At 58.2% G+C, this 15,301-nt stretch carries 13 protein-coding genes; 4 read left to right on the top strand and 9 right to left on the bottom strand.

Features of this window, described 5'->3' with window-relative positions:
* Positions 1-17 precede the first annotated feature (17 nt).
* Positions 18-647 (top strand): MBL fold metallo-hydrolase, encoded by a 630-nt coding sequence (locus GKQ23_RS16275; RefSeq protein WP_212408868.1) that lies wholly within the window; start codon positions 18-20, stop codon positions 645-647.
* A 109-nt stretch (positions 648-756) separates the two neighbouring features.
* Here the strand turns inward: GKQ23_RS16275 and GKQ23_RS16270 are convergent, their stop codons facing one another.
* The 5 genes from GKQ23_RS16270 to pncB all read right to left on the bottom strand — a co-directional run bounded on the left by GKQ23_RS16270 (position 757) and on the right by pncB (position 6,964).
* Entirely contained in the window at positions 757-1,947 is a 1,191-nt protein-coding gene (locus tag GKQ23_RS16270; RefSeq protein ID WP_212408867.1) for an amino acid aminotransferase, read from the bottom strand.
* A gap of 109 nt (positions 1,948-2,056) precedes the next feature.
* A complete protein-coding gene (locus tag GKQ23_RS16265; protein ID WP_212408866.1) occupies positions 2,057-2,551 on the bottom strand; it encodes a DUF1640 domain-containing protein in 495 nt (164 codons plus the stop codon).
* 242 nt (positions 2,552-2,793) lie between these two features.
* Positions 2,794-3,897 (bottom strand): porin OmpC, encoded by a 1,104-nt coding sequence (gene ompC / locus GKQ23_RS16260; RefSeq protein WP_056236859.1) that lies wholly within the window; start codon positions 3,895-3,897, stop codon positions 2,794-2,796.
* Between the two features lie 298 nt (positions 3,898-4,195).
* Complete coding sequence (gene asnS / locus GKQ23_RS16255) at positions 4,196-5,596, bottom strand: asparagine--tRNA ligase (RefSeq protein WP_056236857.1); 1,401 nt, start codon at positions 5,594-5,596, stop codon at positions 4,196-4,198.
* A 162-nt stretch (positions 5,597-5,758) separates the two neighbouring features.
* Positions 5,759-6,964 carry a nicotinate phosphoribosyltransferase gene (gene pncB, locus GKQ23_RS16250; protein WP_212408865.1) on the bottom strand — a complete coding sequence of 402 codons (1,206 nt, stop codon included), beginning with the start codon at positions 6,962-6,964 and terminating at the stop codon, positions 5,759-5,761.
* 262 nt (positions 6,965-7,226) lie between these two features.
* Between pncB and pepN the strand changes: the two genes are divergently transcribed.
* Complete coding sequence (pepN, locus tag GKQ23_RS16245; RefSeq protein WP_212408864.1) at positions 7,227-9,845, top strand: aminopeptidase N; 2,619 nt, start codon at positions 7,227-7,229, stop codon at positions 9,843-9,845.
* Between the two features lie 61 nt (positions 9,846-9,906).
* Here the strand turns inward: pepN and GKQ23_RS16240 are convergent, their stop codons facing one another.
* The 3 genes from GKQ23_RS16240 to ssuE form a co-directional block, all read right to left on the bottom strand.
* A complete protein-coding gene (locus GKQ23_RS16240; protein WP_212408863.1) occupies positions 9,907-10,137 on the bottom strand; it encodes a hypothetical protein in 231 nt (76 codons plus the stop codon).
* Between the two features lie 178 nt (positions 10,138-10,315).
* On the bottom strand, positions 10,316-11,467 hold the full coding sequence (gene ssuD / locus GKQ23_RS16235; RefSeq protein WP_212408862.1) for an FMNH2-dependent alkanesulfonate monooxygenase: 1,152 nt from the start codon (positions 11,465-11,467) through the stop codon (positions 10,316-10,318).
* Positions 11,468-11,563: 96 nt separating this feature from the next.
* On the bottom strand, positions 11,564-12,112 hold the full coding sequence (ssuE, locus tag GKQ23_RS16230) for an NADPH-dependent FMN reductase (RefSeq protein WP_056236850.1): 549 nt from the start codon (positions 12,110-12,112) through the stop codon (positions 11,564-11,566).
* Positions 12,113-12,371: 259 nt separating this feature from the next.
* Between ssuE and pyrD the strand changes: the two genes are divergently transcribed.
* Positions 12,372-13,382 carry a quinone-dependent dihydroorotate dehydrogenase gene (pyrD, locus tag GKQ23_RS16225; RefSeq protein ID WP_212408861.1) on the top strand — a complete coding sequence of 337 codons (1,011 nt, stop codon included), beginning with the start codon at positions 12,372-12,374 and terminating at the stop codon, positions 13,380-13,382.
* 181 nt (positions 13,383-13,563) lie between these two features.
* Positions 13,564-14,109: a cell division protein ZapC gene (locus GKQ23_RS16220; protein ID WP_212408860.1), complete on the top strand. Its 546-nt coding sequence runs from the start codon at positions 13,564-13,566 to the stop codon at positions 14,107-14,109.
* 14 nt (positions 14,110-14,123) lie between these two features.
* Here GKQ23_RS16220 and GKQ23_RS16215 read toward each other — a convergent pair whose 3' ends face one another.
* Positions 14,124-15,233: a YcbX family protein gene (locus GKQ23_RS16215; protein WP_056236845.1), complete on the bottom strand. Its 1,110-nt coding sequence runs from the start codon at positions 15,231-15,233 to the stop codon at positions 14,124-14,126.
* Between the last annotated feature and the right edge of the window lie 68 nt (positions 15,234-15,301).

Raw genomic sequence — 15,301 nt, 5'->3', positions numbered from 1 at the left:
GCCGGTAACGGAGCGTTATGGATTATCATATTATCCCGGTCACCGCCTTTTCGCAGAACTGTTCGGTGATTTGGTGCCCGCAGACGCGGGAAGCCGCGCTGGTCGATCCCGGCGGCGATGCGGAAAAAATTAAGCAGGAGGTAGCGTCGCTCGGCGTTACGCTGACCCGGATCCTGCTGACTCACGGACACCTTGACCACGTGGGTGCCGCCGCCGAACTGGCCGGCCACTATGGTCTGCCGATCGTTGGTCCGCATAAGGCCGACCTGTTCTGGCTGGAAAATCTGCCGACCCAGAGCCAGATGTTTGGCTTTGCGCCCTGTGCACCGCTGACGCCGGACCGCTGGCTGGAAGAGGGGGAGACGGTGCAGGTGGGCAACACCCAACTGGAAATCCTGCTCTGCCCCGGCCATACGCCGGGCCATATCGTGTTCTTCGACCGTGCCGGCCGTCTGCTGGTTTCCGGCGACGTTATCTTTAACGGTGGCGTCGGGCGTTCTGATTTCCCGCAGGGCAGCCACGACGATCTAATCGCTTCTATTATTCACAAGCTGCTGCCGCTGGGCGATGACGTAACCTTCCTGCCGGGGCACGGGCCGATCTCAACCCTGGGCCGTGAGCGCATCAGTAATCCATTTTTGCAGTAGTCTGACGGTCTGCAGGTCAGCAAAAAAAGAACCCCGCGTACTACGCGGGGTTTTTCGTTGCGGGAAGCCTGCTGCTACGCAGGCTTTTTTATGGGCTGCGGTCCGCGGGTTACAGCACGGCGACGATGGCTTCGCACAGGGGTGCCATATTATCCGGCGTCATCCCGGCCACGTTAACGCGGCCGGAGTTGACGGCATACACGGCAAACTCATCGCGCAGGCGGATAACCTGTTCTCTGGTCAGGCCGCTGAACGAGAACATGCCGTTCTGGTTGATGATAAAGCTGAAGTCACCCTGTGCGCCTTTCTCCTGCAGCGTGTTCACAAACAGCTGGCGCATACGCTGAATACGCTGGCGCATATCGGCCAGCTCCTGCTCCCACAGGGCGCGCAGGTCGCTGTTGCCAAGGATGGTCGCCACCACCGCAGCGCCGTGTGACGGCGGGTTAGAGTAGTTGGCGCGAATGGTCGCTTTAACCTGGCTGAAGGCGGTGTCGGCAACGTCGGCCGTGGCGGCGACCAGCGTAAAGGCGCCCACGCGCTCATTATACAGGCCGAAATTTTTCGAATAGGAGCTGCAGACGATCAGCTCCTGATGCCCGGCGGCGAAAAGTCGCAGGCCGCCGGCATCCTCTTCCAGCCCACGGGCGAAGCCCTGATAGGCGAAGTCAAACAGCGGCAGCCAGCCTTTGCTCTGTGAAAGCGCGGCCAGCTGGGCCCACTGCTCTGCCGTCGGGTCGATCCCGGTCGGGTTATGGCAGCAGCCGTGGAACAGCACCACGTCACCGGCCTCGGCGGCGTTCAGGCTGTTCAGCAGGCCGTCGAAATCCAGCGCGTGTTTTTCAGCGTCGTAATAGTCGTATTCACACACTTCCAGACCGGCAGCGGCAAACACATTTTTGTGATTAGGCCAGCTTGGGTTACTTACCCATACGCGCTTAGCCGGGGTCTGGGTGGCGATAAAGTCTGCCGCCACGCGCAGCGCGCCGGTGCCGCCCGGGGTCTGAGCGGTACGCGCGCGCTTCGCGCGGGTCAGCGCGCTGTCAGCGCCGAACAGCAACGCCTGCGTGCAGCTGCCGAAGTCGGCAATGCCGTCGATGCCGAGGTAGTTTTTGGTGGTTTCGTTTTCCAGCAGGATCTGCTCAGCTTTTTTAACGCTGGTCAGCACCGGCGTTTTGCCGGTCTCATCTTTGTACACGCCGATGCCGAGATTGATTTTATGCGCACGGTCATCTGCGCGGAACAGGTCGGCTAAGCCGAGAATCGGGTCGGCGGGTGCGGCGGCAATACGTTCAAACATAGTCGGAGTCCGTTAAGCTTGGTTAAAGCGAAGAGAGGACTCAGGTTAACGCCAGCCGGGGGAAATTACCAACCGTTTGCGCTGAAAAAAACGCAAAAGCGGCGCAGGATCAAAACAACAGTTTAGCGGCGGTCATGCACAGTGCGGCGATACCGATGATGGTACCGATAACCCATTGGGTCTGGCTGGTCATCTGCTTATACAGTCCACCTACCTGTTGGTGGATGCCACCCACTTCTTTGCGCAGATCACCCACTTCTTTGCGGACATCACCCAATTCTTTGCGGACATCACCAACTTCTTTGCGGACATCACCCACTTCTTTGCGGACATCACCCACCTCCTTACGGATTTCTCCCATCCCTTGTTGCATCTCACCGCGCAACTGGCTGTGCTCTTGATGCATCTCACCGCGCAACTGGCTGTGCTCCTGATGCATCTCCCCGCGCAGTTGGTTGAAGCCCTGATGCATCTCGGTACGGAGTTCGGCGAGGTCGCTTTTGGTGGCAAAGGTTGCCGATCGTGCGTTGAGCACGGCAAGCTCCAGTGTACGCTGGGCGTTATCCTGTTCCAGTCGCTCTGTGCGCTGCATTAACATATCCATTGTTACTCCCTGGCGAAAGATTGAAATTCGAGTGTACCGCCTGAACAAAATAAGTACAGCCTCTGTGGCTGGGGAATTGGAAGTTAATCGAGGAGTTGAGAAACGGCTCGCAACCGTAGTGACGCTGTTTCAGTTACCTACATTGCTGGCGAGTGAGGAGGGGAAGTGCGGAAACGCAAACGGGGCCCGAAGGCCCCGTGGGATGCATGATGCGGCTGGCCTGAGCCATCCGCATTCAGCAATCAGAACTGGTACTGCAGGCCAACGCCAACTACGTCGTCGGTAGAGATACCGGCTGCGCGGGTGTTGTCATTAGCGTCCAGCAGGTTGATTTTGTAATCAACATAGGTGGACATGTTTTTGTTGAAGTAGTAGGTAGAGCCCACGGAAACGTACTTGTACAGATCCTGGTCGCCCACGCCTTCGATGTCCTTGCCTTTAGACTGAACGTAGGCCAGGGATGGACGCAGACCGAAATCGAACTGGTACTGAGCTACCGCTTCGAATTTCTGCTCTTTGTTCACTGCGCCGTTCAGCTCAACGCCGCCCACATCTGCAGAGATGTTGGTAGAGTTACGGGTTTCACCGTACATGGCTGCCAGGTATACGTTGTTCGCGTCGTATTTAACCGCGGTAGACCAGGCTTCAGCGTTGCTGCTGCCGTTAGCAAAGAACTCATTTTTCTGGTTGTTGGTACGGTCAGACTTAGAGTAAGCACCGGTAACCGCAACACCTACTGGAGAGGTGTAAGTTACAGAAGTGCCCCAGCCGTCGCCGTTAGCCTGAGCGGCGCCACGGCCGGTGCCTTCTTCGCTGTTCTTGCCCTGGTACTGCAGAGCGAAGTCCAGGCCGTCAACCAGACCGAAGAAGTTCTTGTTACGGTAAGTAGCCAGACCGTTAGAGCGGCCAACCATGAAGTTATCGTTGTAACCAGAGTCACCGCCGAATACTGGCAGCACGTCGGTCCATGCCAGTGGGTCGTAGCCTACACCGTAGTTACGGCCGTAGTCGAATGAACCGGCATCGCCGAATTTCAGACCTGCGAAGCCAACACGAGTTTTAGAACCCTTGGTGCCTTCTGCTTCAGCAACGTTCGCCTGAACGTTGTATTCCCACTGGCCGTAACCGGTCAGCTGGTCGTTAATCTGGGTTTCGCCTTTAAAGCCGAAACGAACGTAAGAAGCATCGCCGTCGTCGCCAGCGTTGTCAGAGAAGGTGTGACGCGCATCAACTTTACCGTACAGGTCCAGTTTGTTGCCATCTTTGTTATAGATTTCTGCAGCGTTAACGGCACCTGCTGCTAACAGAGCAGGGATAACTACTGCAAGAATGTTGCGCTTCATCATTTTATTACCCTCATTGGAGTTATTTTGGACACCTGCCACTGCCGTCAATAATTCTTTACAGAACTACGAAGAGAGTTTGGTGTCTTCCTGTGTCTGCACGCATCTTTCCACTCACAGATTACTTAAGCCAGCCCGAAAATGCTACTAATCTCCTATTCTTGTTGCAGAAAGAAAGTATGTGTTTCAAGATGTAAAAAACACGGAACTTTGTGAGTCAAATCAAAATTTACAGAAATAAAAAAAGGCCAGCTAAGCTGGCCTTAATATATATATGAATTTCTTATAATTAATGCTGAAATCAGAAGGTCGCACTGCGTGGCGTGCGCGGGAACGCGATAACATCTCTTACATTTTGTACGCCGGTGACATAGGCGATTAAACGTTCGAAACCTAAACCGAAACCAGAATGTGGCACGGTGCCGTAGCGACGCAGGTCACGATACCACCAGTAATCTTCTTTATTCAGACCCATCTCGGCCAGGCGCGCATCCAGCACGTCCAGGCGCTCTTCACGCTGCGAACCACCGATGATTTCACCGATGCCCGGGGCCAGAACGTCCATCGCCGCTACGGTCTTGCCGTCATCGTTGAGGCGCATATAGAAGGCTTTAATGTCTTTCGGGTAGTTTTTCACCACCACCGGCGCTTTAAAGTGCTTCTCGGCCAGGTAGCGCTCGTGCTCGGAGGAGAGGTCAATCCCCCACGAGACCGGGTTTTCAAAGTTCTGACCCGAGGCCAGCAGGATCTCTACCGCTTCGGTGTAGTCCACCTGGGCGAAATCGGTGGTGACAAAGCGTTCCAGGCGAGCAATCGCGTCTTTATCAATGCGCTCGGCGAAGAAGGCCATATCATCGGCACGCTCGGCAAGCACCGCTTTAAACACGTACTTCAGCATCGCTTCCGCCAGTGCGGCGTTGTCTTCCAGATCGGCGAAGGCCACTTCCGGCTCCAGCATCCAGAACTCGGCCAGATGGCGGCTGGTATGCGAGTTTTCCGCACGGAAGGTCGGGCCAAAGGTGTAGATCTTAGAGATGGCGCTGGCGTAGGTTTCGCCGTTCAGCTGACCGGAAACGGTGAGGAAGGCTTCTTTACCAAAGAAATCTTCATCGTAGTTGACCTTACCTTCAGGCGTGCGCGGCAGGTTTTCCAGGTCCAGCGTCGAGACGCGGAACATTTCACCGGCACCTTCGGTATCCGATGCGGTAATCAGCGGGGTGGAGACCCAGAAGAATCCCTGCTCATCAAAGAAGCGGTGCAGTGCCTGGGCCAGCGTGTGGCGCACGCGGGCGACCGCACCGATCAGGTTGGTGCGCGGGCGCAGGTGCGCCACTTCACGCAGGTACTCTATACTGTGGCGTTTGGCCGCCATCGGGTAGGTATCCGGATCGTCAACCCAGCCGACCACCTTCACCGCAGTAGCCTGAATTTCAAAGCTCTGGCCTTCGCCTGGAGATTCGACAATCTTACCGGTGATTTCAACCGAACAGCCGGTGGTCAGGCGCAGCACGTCTTCCTGATAATTATTCAGAGAATTATTGACGACGGCCTGAACGGGATTAAAGCAGGAACCGTCGTAAACGGCGATAAAGGAAATACCGGCTTTTGAATCTCTTCGGGTACGCACCCAGCCACGTACGGTGACTTCGCTGTCAACCGCGACCCGGCCGTGCAGTACATCCGCTACAGGCACAACGCTCATATCAGTCTCTCACTGTTAATCTGAAAGGAAAATTTACCCCGAATTTAGGGTGTTGCTATGTTACTTGCCAGGCGAGGAGAAACAAGCGGAATTAGAGGAACGGGGCAGATTTCTTGCAGGCCACGCTTGCAGGGACGGCTGCTGCCGGCCCTGCTGTGGCGATCAGCTGGCTTTTTTCACCCGTGGCAGGTCAAAGGCTTTACGCAGGGCGTGAACGAAGGCCTGATCCTCGCAGATGGTTTTGCCGGGGCTGTCGGAAAGCTTGGCCACCGGTTTGCCGTTGCACTCCACCAGCTTAATCACGATATTCAGCGGTTTCACCCGGGGAATATCGCAGGTCAGGCGGGTGCCAATGCCGAACACTAGGTTGACGCGCTGATCGAAATGGCGGTAGAGGGCGACCGCACTGTCGAGATCCAGGTTATCGGAGAAAACCAGCGTTTTGGTCAGCGGGTCAATTCCCAGCTGCTGATAGTGGGCGATGGCTTTCTCGCCCCATTCAAACGGGTCGCCGGAGTCATGGCGCAGCCCCTGGTAGGCGCTGGCAAAGTTACGGCCGAAATCTCGCAGGAAGGCGTCCATGGTAATACAGTCGGTCAGCGCAATCCCTAGCTGATCCGGGTACTCCTCCAGCCACGCCTGCAGCGCCGCCCGCTGGCTGTTGGCCAGTACCGGGCTGATCTGCTGATGCGCCTGGAACCACTCGTGGGCCTGGGTGCCGACCGGCGCAATGCCCAGCTGGCGGGCAACTTCATAGTTGCTGGAGCCCACCAGCCACGGGAAGCTCTGGTGCAGGGTGGTCACGATGGCCAGCTGCACGTCGTGGGAGAAACGGCGGCGGGTGCCGAAATCCATCAGCCGGAAACGCGACATATCCAGATCGGCGGTCAGTCCGGCAAACTGCGCCAGCTTGCTCTGCAGCTTCTCTACCGCCATTGCCGGCGTCACCTCAGGTGAACGGTGGCGGTGTACCACCTCACTGATTAACGCCAGCAACGGCACTTCCCACATGATCACTTCACGCCACGGACCGCTGATGCGGATATCCAGCCGCCCCTGCAGGTTGCGCACCCGCACCTGCTGCGGGTCATAACGAAACGCGCGCAGCCAGTCAAGGTAGTCCGCCTTAAAGAACGGCAGGCTGCTGAGATAGGCGTGTTCGTCCTCCGTTAACGCCAGCGACGCCATGCTGGCAATCTGCTGATTGATCTCATCAGCATAGATGCCTAACAGGTCGTCGCCGCGGCAGCGAAATTCAGCGGCCACGGTGACATCGTGATAGCGGTGGTACACCGCCTGCTGCATATGGAGCTTATAGGCGTCAGTATCGAGAAGCGTCTTTAAAATGGGGGAAGCGTGTCGTGTCATGGTGCGTTTCAGCATCCTCTGGCGAAGAGCGTTATCCCTGGAAAAAAGTAGCAAAAGTCGCAGGAGTATAACCTGATTACTTATTTAGTGAAGCCGATCACAGCACAATTAGGCCAGCCAGGTCGAGCATATTTTGCAGGCATGTTAACGCAATGTGTCAATTTGCCACATTGACGCCATTCGGTGTGATTCAACATGGCAACCGGACGCTAACAGGCATAGACTTGAAAAGGTTAACTAATTATCGACGTGAGAAGAACTTATGACGCAACTGCCGCAGGCCAAAAACCGCCATGATTATCGCGCACCCGATTTTACCATTACCGACATCGATCTGACCTTTATCCTGGACGCAGCCACCACCCGGGTCACCGCGGTCAGCCAGGTAAAACGGCTGGGCGCCCCTGATGCCGCGCTGCAGCTGGATGGAGCGGAAGAGCTGGCGCTGATCTCACTGCACGTCAATGACCAGCCGTGGCCGCACTACCGCCTGCAGGAGGGCGCACTGACCGTTGAGCAGTTGCCCGATGCCTTCACCCTGACCATCGTTAACGATATTCAGCCGGACAAAAATACCGCGCTGGAAGGGCTGTATCAGTCCGGCGAGGCGCTCTGCACCCAGTGTGAGGCAGAAGGTTTCCGCCATATTACCTGGTATCTCGATCGTCCGGACGTGCTGGCACGTTTTACCACCACGCTGATTGCCGATCGCGCCCGTTACCCGTATCTGCTCTCCAACGGCAACCGCCTTGACGGCGGGCAGCTGGAGGACGGCCGCCACTGGATGAAGTGGCAGGATCCGTTCCCGAAACCCTGCTACCTGTTCGCGCTGGTAGCCGGTGATTTTGACGTGCTGCGCGACAGCTTTACCACCCGTTCCGGCCGCGAGGTGGCGCTGGAGATCTTCGTCGACCACGGCAACCTCGATCGCGCCGACTGGGCGATGACCTCGCTGAAAAACAGCATGAAGTGGGATGAAGAGCGCTTTGGCCTCGAGTATGACCTCGACATCTTTATGATCGTCGCCGTCGACTTCTTTAATATGGGCGCGATGGAGAATAAAGGCCTCAACGTCTTTAACTCGAAATACGTGCTGGCGAAGGCCGCTACCGCTACCGATAAGGATTATCTTGGCATTGAGGCGGTGATCGGCCACGAATATTTCCACAACTGGACCGGCAACCGCGTGACCTGCCGCGACTGGTTCCAGCTCAGCCTCAAAGAGGGGCTGACCGTGTTCCGCGATCAGGAGTTCAGCTCCGATCTCGGCTCACGGCCGGTAAACCGCATCGATAACGTGCGCGTGATGCGCGGCGCGCAGTTTGCCGAAGACGCCAGCCCGATGGCGCATCCGATCCGCCCTGAGCAGGTGATCGAGATGAACAACTTCTATACGCTGACGGTATATGAGAAGGGATCGGAAGTGATCCGCATGCTGCACACGCTGTTGGGTGAAGCCAGCTTCCAGAAGGGCATGCAGCTCTACTTTGAGCGCCATGACGGCAGCGCGGCTACCTGTGACGACTTTGTGCAGGCCATGGAGGATGCGTCTAACGTCGATCTGTCGCAGTTCCGCCGCTGGTACAGCCAGTCCGGCACGCCGGTGCTGACGGTGCGGGATGATTACAGCCCCGAGCTGCAGCAGTATACGCTGCATGTGGCCCAGGCTACGCCGCCGACTGCCGACAGGCAGGAGAAGCTGCCGTTGCATATTCCGCTGGATATCGAACTGTATGACCCGCAGGGCAACGTTATCCCGCTGCAGCACAACGGTCATCCGGTGCACCACGTGCTTAACGTGACGGAGAGCGTGCAGACCTTTATCTTCGATCGGGTGCCGCAGCCGCCGGTGCCGTCGCTGCTGCGCGAATTTTCCGCGCCGGTGAAGCTGGACTATAACTGGAGCGATGCGCAGCTGACCTTCCTGATGCGCCACGCCCGCAATGACTTCTCGCGCTGGGATGCGGCACAGAGCCTGCTGGCAACCCATATCAAGCTGAACGTCGCACGCCAGCAGCAGGCGCAGCCGCTGTTGCTACCGCTGCACGTGGCCGATGCCTTCCGCGCGGTGCTGCTGGAAGAGAACAGCGATCCGGCGCTGATGGCGTTGATCCTGTCGCTGCCGGGTGAAAACGAGATCGCCGAGCTGTTTGACACCATCGACCCGCAGGCCATCGCGGCGGTCCGCGAGGCGCTGATGCGCACGCTGGCGGGCGAGCTGGCGGACGAGCTGCTGGCGGTGTATCGCGCTAACCACAGCACGGAGTACCGGGTGGAACATGATGAGATCGCGAAGCGTTCGCTGAAAAACGTCTGCCTGAGCTATCTGGCGTTTGGCGATGCGGAGCAGGCCGACAGGCTGGTCAGCGCCCAGTACCACGCGGCCAACAATATGACCGATACCATCGCGGCGCTCTCAGCTGCGGTTGCCGCGCAGCTGCCGTGCCGGGCTGCGCTGCTGGCCGATTTTGACGACCGCTGGCATCAGGATGGTCTGGTGATGGATAAGTGGTTTGTGCTGCAGGCTACCGGCCCGGGGGAGGATGTGCTGACGCAGGTGCGCGCGCTGTTAAACCATCGCTCCTTCACCCTTGGCAACCCGAACCGCGTACGTTCGCTGATCGGCGCGTTTGCCGCCAGCAACCCGGCGGCATTCCACGCTGCCGACGGCAGCGGCTATCAGTTCCTGGTAGAAATCCTCACCGATCTCAATACCCGCAACCCGCAGGTGGCGGCGCGAATGATCGAGCCGCTGATTCGCCTGAAGCGTTACGACAGCGGCCGCCAGGCGCTGATGCGTCAGGCGCTGGAGCAGTTGCAGGGGCTTGATAAGCTGTCCGGGGATCTGTTTGAGAAGATCAGCAAAGCGCTGAATGCCTGATCGTGGGTGAAATTGCCGGGCTTGCCCGGCAATTTCACCTTCTGTAACATCCGCTGAGTTCTTAACCCCCAACCGGCGACAGTTCACTGAACAGCGCCGGTTGTTTCAACAACGCTTCATCCAGCGCCGCCCGGCTCAGGTTATGGGCCGTGTTGCCGCCTTTCACCTGCACGATAATCTGCTGCAGCGCCTGCACGTTCGTTTTTCGTTTTGAGAAGTGATTGCGGTACAACCAGTCCTCCAGTTCATAGTTCTGACTGACGTTGACAAATTTATTGTCGGCCTTTGACATAACAGATCCCTCATTCTTCTTCCGGTAGTGATGTCGGTTAAGTGAACCTGCCACCAATCTGGCAGGTTGAGCAGGGTGCCCGCTCACTACAATGGGGATAAATGTGGCGCAATGCATTCGGCGGATCGTCCAAAATTACAGCAGCTGAGTGCTGCCGCGCAGGACACTGTCTGCCGATTTACAGCTGATTCCGGGCCACCTTGTCCGGCGCAAAATCGTGGGCGACCTGTTCGCCGTGTGCCCGCACCTGTTGCGGCTGGGGAATTTCGGGTATCTGCAGGTCAAGGTGCGGAAACAGCAGCTCGCCCACCCGGTACGCCTCTTCCAGATGCGGATAGCCGGAGAGGATAAAGGTTTCGATACCGAGATCGGCATACTCCTGCATGCGGGCGGCAATGGTTGGACCATCGCCCACCAGCGCCGTGCCGGCACCACTGCGTACCAGGCCGACGCCGGCCCACAGGTTCGGACTGATCTCCAGCCGGTCGCGTTTGCCGCCGTGCAACGCCGCCATCCGCTGCTGGCCGACGGAGTCGGTTTTCGCCAGTTTCGCCTGGGCCTGCGCAATAGTGTCGTCATCCACGTGGGCGATCAGCCGTTCTGCCGCCTGCCAGGCCTCTTCATTGGTTTCCCGCACGATAATATGCAGGCGAATGCCAAAACGCAGCCTGCGTCCCTGCGCGGCGGCCTTCGCCTGAACCCCGGCGAGCTTCTCTTTCACCTGCGCCGGCGGCTCGCCCCAGGTCAGATAGACGTCGACCTGCTCGGCGGCCAGATCCTGCGCCACCTCAGACGAACCACCAAACCACAGCTGCGGTCGCGGCTGCTGGACCGGCTTAAACATCAGCCGCGCACCGCGCACGTTAACATGCCTACCTTCGTAATCAACGGTCTCACCTTCAATCACCCGTCGCCAGACGCGGGTAAACTCGGCGGACTCCGCGTAGCGTTCGCGGTGGTCGAGGAACACGCCGTCGCCGGCCAGCTCTTCCGCATCGCCGCCGGTCACCAGGTTAAAGATCGCGCGTCCGCTGGAGAGACGATCGAGCGTGGCCGCCTGACGCGCCGCCTGGGTAGGCGAGGTGACGCCGGGGCGCAGCGCCACCAGAAAACGCAGGCGCTGGGTCACCGGGATCAGCGACGCGGCCACCAGCCAGGCATCCTCGCAGGAGCGGCCGGTCGGAATCAATACGCCACCAAAACCGAGCCTGTCGGTCGCCTGGGCAATCTGCTGCAGATAGGCATAATCCACCGGGCGGGCACCCTGGTTGGTGCCAAGATAATGACCGTCGCCGTGCGTCGGCAGAAACCAGAATACGGACAGGCTCATGATCGTGCTCCTTAATCAGTGTGGCGTTGGGCCGTAGCGGATGCGTTTGCCATTCCGGCCGGGCGGTAAACGGGTGAGGGCGATATACAGGCCCGGTTATACCGCTGTGGCCAGCGGGCGACGGCGTGCCAGCGCATGCCAGAAAGTATCGACCGCCTCTTCCAGCCGTGCGGCAAGGCCAGGGGTCAGTTCTGGCTGGCGGTCGTAATGGGCGATCTGGCTGTCATCGGCAAACACGCCGTGCAGCACTTCCTGCGCCTTCAGGGCGTTGAGCACCGGTTTCAACGCATAGTCGACGGCCAGCAGATGGGCGACGGTGCCACCGGTCGCCAGCGGCAGGACCACCTTGTGCTCCAGCGCGCGCTCCGGCAGCAGATCCAGCAGAGTTTTTAGCGCGCCCGCAAATGAGGCTTTATATACCGGCGTAGCGACGATAAAGCCGTCGGCACTGGCGAGGTCCTCCTTCAGCGCCAGCAGCGCCGGCGAGTCGAAACGGGCGTACAGCAGGTCTTCGGCGTGAAAGTTATGCACGTTCCAGGGGATTACCTCAACGCCGCGGGCTTCCAGCGCACGCTGGCAGACGGTGAGCAGGGCGGTGGACCGGGATGGAAAACGGGGGCTTCCCGCCAGAGTAATAACGCGCATAACCACTCCTTATAACTGAAAGTTATTGATTAAACAGTTTCAAAAAAAAGTTGGTCTTATCCTGACAGAGCGGGAAGGGGGGCTTAAATGATTTATCCGGCATTGAGAAGCTGTAAATCAGATAACGTGGTGCGTTCATCGCGGGTATCAGGCCAGATTATGGTTTTTTTGGCATTTTTATGCGGCAGGTCATTTCCCTTTACCGGGGGATTCCCGGATAATACGACCCCGATTTTATCCCGGGACCTCAGGAGTGACCATGTACTACCCTTTCGTACGTAAAGCGCTATTTCAGCTCGATCCTGAGCGTGTGCATGAGCTGACCTTACAGCAGCTGAAGCGCCTTTCCGGCACGCCGCTGCGCGGCCTGATCCGTCAGTCGCTGCCTTTCCGGCCGGTGAGCTGCATGGGGCTGACCTTTAAGAACCCGCTGGGCCTGGCGGCTGGCCTCGATAAAAACGGCGAATGCATTGATGCCTTCGGCGCGATGGGCTTTGGTTTTATTGAGATCGGTACCGTCACCCCGCGTCCGCAGCCGGGGAATGATAAGCCACGCATGTTCCGTATTGTCGAGGCGGGCGGCATTATTAACCGCATGGGCTTTAATAATCTGGGTGTCGATCACCTGGTAGAGAATGTCAAAAAGGCCCATTTCGACGGTATTCTCGGGATCAATATCGGCAAAAATAAAGATACCCCGGTAGAGCAGGGGAAAGACGATTACCTGATCAGCATGGATAAGATTTATCCTTACGCCGGGTATATCGCCATCAATATTTCTTCCCCTAACACGCCGGGACTGCGCTCTTTACAATATGGTGAGGCGCTGGATGATTTGCTGTCGGCGGTCAAAACCCGTCAGGCGGAACTGCAGCAGATCCACCATAAATATGTGCCGGTGGCGGTGAAGATTGCCCCGGATCTGACGGAAGAAGAGCTGATTCAGGTGGCTGACAGCCTGGTGCGGCATAATATAGACGGGGTGATTGCCACCAATACCACCCTCGATCGCTCGCTGGTGGCCGGATTAAAATATGCCGATGAAGCGGGTGGATTAAGCGGTCGTCCGGTGCAGTTACGCAGTACGGAAATTATCCGTCGTCTCTCTGCTGAACTGCAGGGCAGGCTGCCGATTATCGGCGTGGGCGGTATTGACTCCCTGGTCTCGGCGCGGGAAAAAATCGCCGCCGGGGCGACGCTGGTGCAAATATATTCCGGATTTATTTACCAGGGCCCGCCGCTGATAAAAGAAATTGTGACCCATCTCTAAGCCCATTCCGCGTTAACCAGGCCAGAGGCTTTATTTTTGCCTCTGGCTCGTTTATATTTTGTTCTGTTCGATAACTATTCATTTTTTGCTGCCGCGATCGCTGAGATTCAGAGGGGCGCAGATTTTTTCCGGCAGAACACGGCTGACCGGATGTATGTAACAATTTAATACGGGATCCATCATGAGGATAAAACCTGACGATAACTGGCGGTGGTTTTTTGACGCTGAGCATGACCGTATGATGCTGGATATGGCTGACGGTATGCTGTTCCGTTCCCGCTTCCCGCGCAAGATGTTAACGCCGGATGCCTTTAAGGTTTCCGGTTTTTGTGTTGATGACGCGGCGCTGTTTTTTACCTTTGACGAGCGCTGCCGTCAGGCCGGAATAAGAGGCGACCGCCGCGCCGAGCTGGTATTAAATGCGCTGGTGGCGATGCGTTTTCTGAAACCGCTGATGCCGAAAAGCTGGCATTTTGAAAGCTATATTCAGCATGACTGGCGGCCGGCGGAAGGCGAGCTGGTTAGCGTACGTGTTACCGACAGCGGCCAGCTGGCCAGCCTGCTGGTGGTGGAGCCGGGCGAGAGCGCCGCGCTGTGCCTGGTGGCGCAGCCGCAGATGACGGTCGCCGGGCGCGGTTTGCAGTTGGGTGACGCGATTAAAATCATGCACGATCGTCTGCTGCCGCAGCAGAAATCAGACGATCTGCGGCTGGCGCGCGCGGTGTAACCCGCGCGGCCGGTTCAGCGCAGCGTCAGGTCGCTGGCCGGAATGCAGCTGCAGCTGAGGATGGTGCCGTCCGCGCGCACCGCCCCTTTTTTCAACGCCTTCACTTCTCCGCTAACCAGCGTGACCTTACAGCTGCCGCAGATGCCGGCGCGGCAGGAGTAGGGGACGGCGATCCCCTGCAACTCCAGCTGCTCCAGCAGCACCTGCTGATTGTCGCCGCAAAAAGCCTTGCCCTGCCAGTTTAGCGTCAGCTCGCTGACCGCGCTGCTGGCGACCTCCAGCGTCTCCACCACCTCGCCCGCACCGTACAGGCGTGGCGCATGGTGGCTGAGCACTTCCAGCGCATCTCCCACCCGAACCACGCCGCTGTTGCGCGCCACCAGGTTCAGGCCAAAGTCGACGTCGCCGCTGCCGTCCTGCGCGCTGCGAAAGCCCTGTAGCGTGGCTAAGGGTTCGCCGGCGGGGTGTTTGCGCCCGTGCTGCGGGCTGACGGTGGTGAAAATGCAGCGGCTGCAGGGTTTAGGGACATCAAATTCTACTTCGCCGATTTTCAATGACGCCCAGCTGTCCTCCTGCCAGGCCGCGGCGCCGCTCACCACCAGGTTGGGGCGAAACTGTTCCATACGCACGCCTGCCGGGCAGCGCTGCTGCAGGGAGTGTAGCGAGGCTTCATTGACCAGCAGGAACGGGTAGCCATCGGCAAAGCCCAGCGGCGTCTGCTGATAGTGCTTAACCCGGCGGGTCATCTCCGGCCCAGCCCAGCGCAGCTGCACCGGGCGCGGGAAGAAGCCGCTCAGCCACTGGTTGATGCTGTCAGGCGCGATCAGCGCGGTAAAGTGGGTACCCCACACTTCGGTGGGCGCAGGGGCTGGGGCAAAGTCGCTGAACAGCACCGTGGCGCTGCTGCCGTCCGGCGCGCTGAGCTGCAGACCGTTCATAATCAGCGACGGGGTGAACAGCACCATCTCCGGATACTGGCGGGCGGTAATAAAGGTGCCGTCCGGATCGGTCAGCATAAACAGGCGATCGAACGCCAGCCCGCTGGCCAGGGCCTGCGCGTGCGAAACCTGCAGACCGCGCATCGATTTAACCGGATGAATAAACAAGCGTGAGAGAACGATCATGTCGAGACCGATCCTGAATTTAGCGATGAATGCCCGCATGGTAACAAGGGTTTTGCCGTAAAACACGC

Origin of the sequence: Erwinia sp. E602 (assembly GCF_018141005.1) — a bacterium.
Lineage (GTDB): Bacteria > Pseudomonadota > Gammaproteobacteria > Enterobacterales > Enterobacteriaceae > Erwinia.
The sequence above is the reverse complement of the archived record's forward strand: the minus strand, read 5'-3'. Positions and strand labels throughout refer to the sequence as shown.

Excerpts from the sequence above, each read along its gene's own strand:
- GKQ23_RS16275 (WP_212408868.1), top strand. The coding sequence starts at position 18 with ATGGATTATCATATTATCCCGGTCACCGCCTTTTCGCAGAACTGTTCG.
- GKQ23_RS16270 (WP_212408867.1), bottom strand. The coding sequence starts at position 1,947 with ATGTTTGAACGTATTGCCGCCGCACCCGCCGACCCGATTCTCGGCTTA.
- GKQ23_RS16265 (WP_212408866.1), bottom strand. The coding sequence starts at position 2,551 with ATGGATATGTTAATGCAGCGCACAGAGCGACTGGAACAGGATAACGCC.
- ompC (WP_056236859.1), bottom strand. The coding sequence starts at position 3,897 with ATGATGAAGCGCAACATTCTTGCAGTAGTTATCCCTGCTCTGTTAGCA.
- asnS (WP_056236857.1), bottom strand. The coding sequence starts at position 5,596 with ATGAGCGTTGTGCCTGTAGCGGATGTACTGCACGGCCGGGTCGCGGTT.
- pncB (WP_212408865.1), bottom strand. The coding sequence starts at position 6,964 with ATGACACGACACGCTTCCCCCATTTTAAAGACGCTTCTCGATACTGAC.
- pepN (WP_212408864.1), top strand. The coding sequence starts at position 7,227 with ATGACGCAACTGCCGCAGGCCAAAAACCGCCATGATTATCGCGCACCC.
- GKQ23_RS16240 (WP_212408863.1), bottom strand. The coding sequence starts at position 10,137 with ATGTCAAAGGCCGACAATAAATTTGTCAACGTCAGTCAGAACTATGAA.
- ssuD (WP_212408862.1), bottom strand. The coding sequence starts at position 11,467 with ATGAGCCTGTCCGTATTCTGGTTTCTGCCGACGCACGGCGACGGTCAT.
- ssuE (WP_056236850.1), bottom strand. The coding sequence starts at position 12,112 with ATGCGCGTTATTACTCTGGCGGGAAGCCCCCGTTTTCCATCCCGGTCC.
- pyrD (WP_212408861.1), top strand. The coding sequence starts at position 12,372 with ATGTACTACCCTTTCGTACGTAAAGCGCTATTTCAGCTCGATCCTGAG.
- GKQ23_RS16220 (WP_212408860.1), top strand. The coding sequence starts at position 13,564 with ATGAGGATAAAACCTGACGATAACTGGCGGTGGTTTTTTGACGCTGAG.
- GKQ23_RS16215 (WP_056236845.1), bottom strand. The coding sequence starts at position 15,233 with ATGATCGTTCTCTCACGCTTGTTTATTCATCCGGTTAAATCGATGCGC.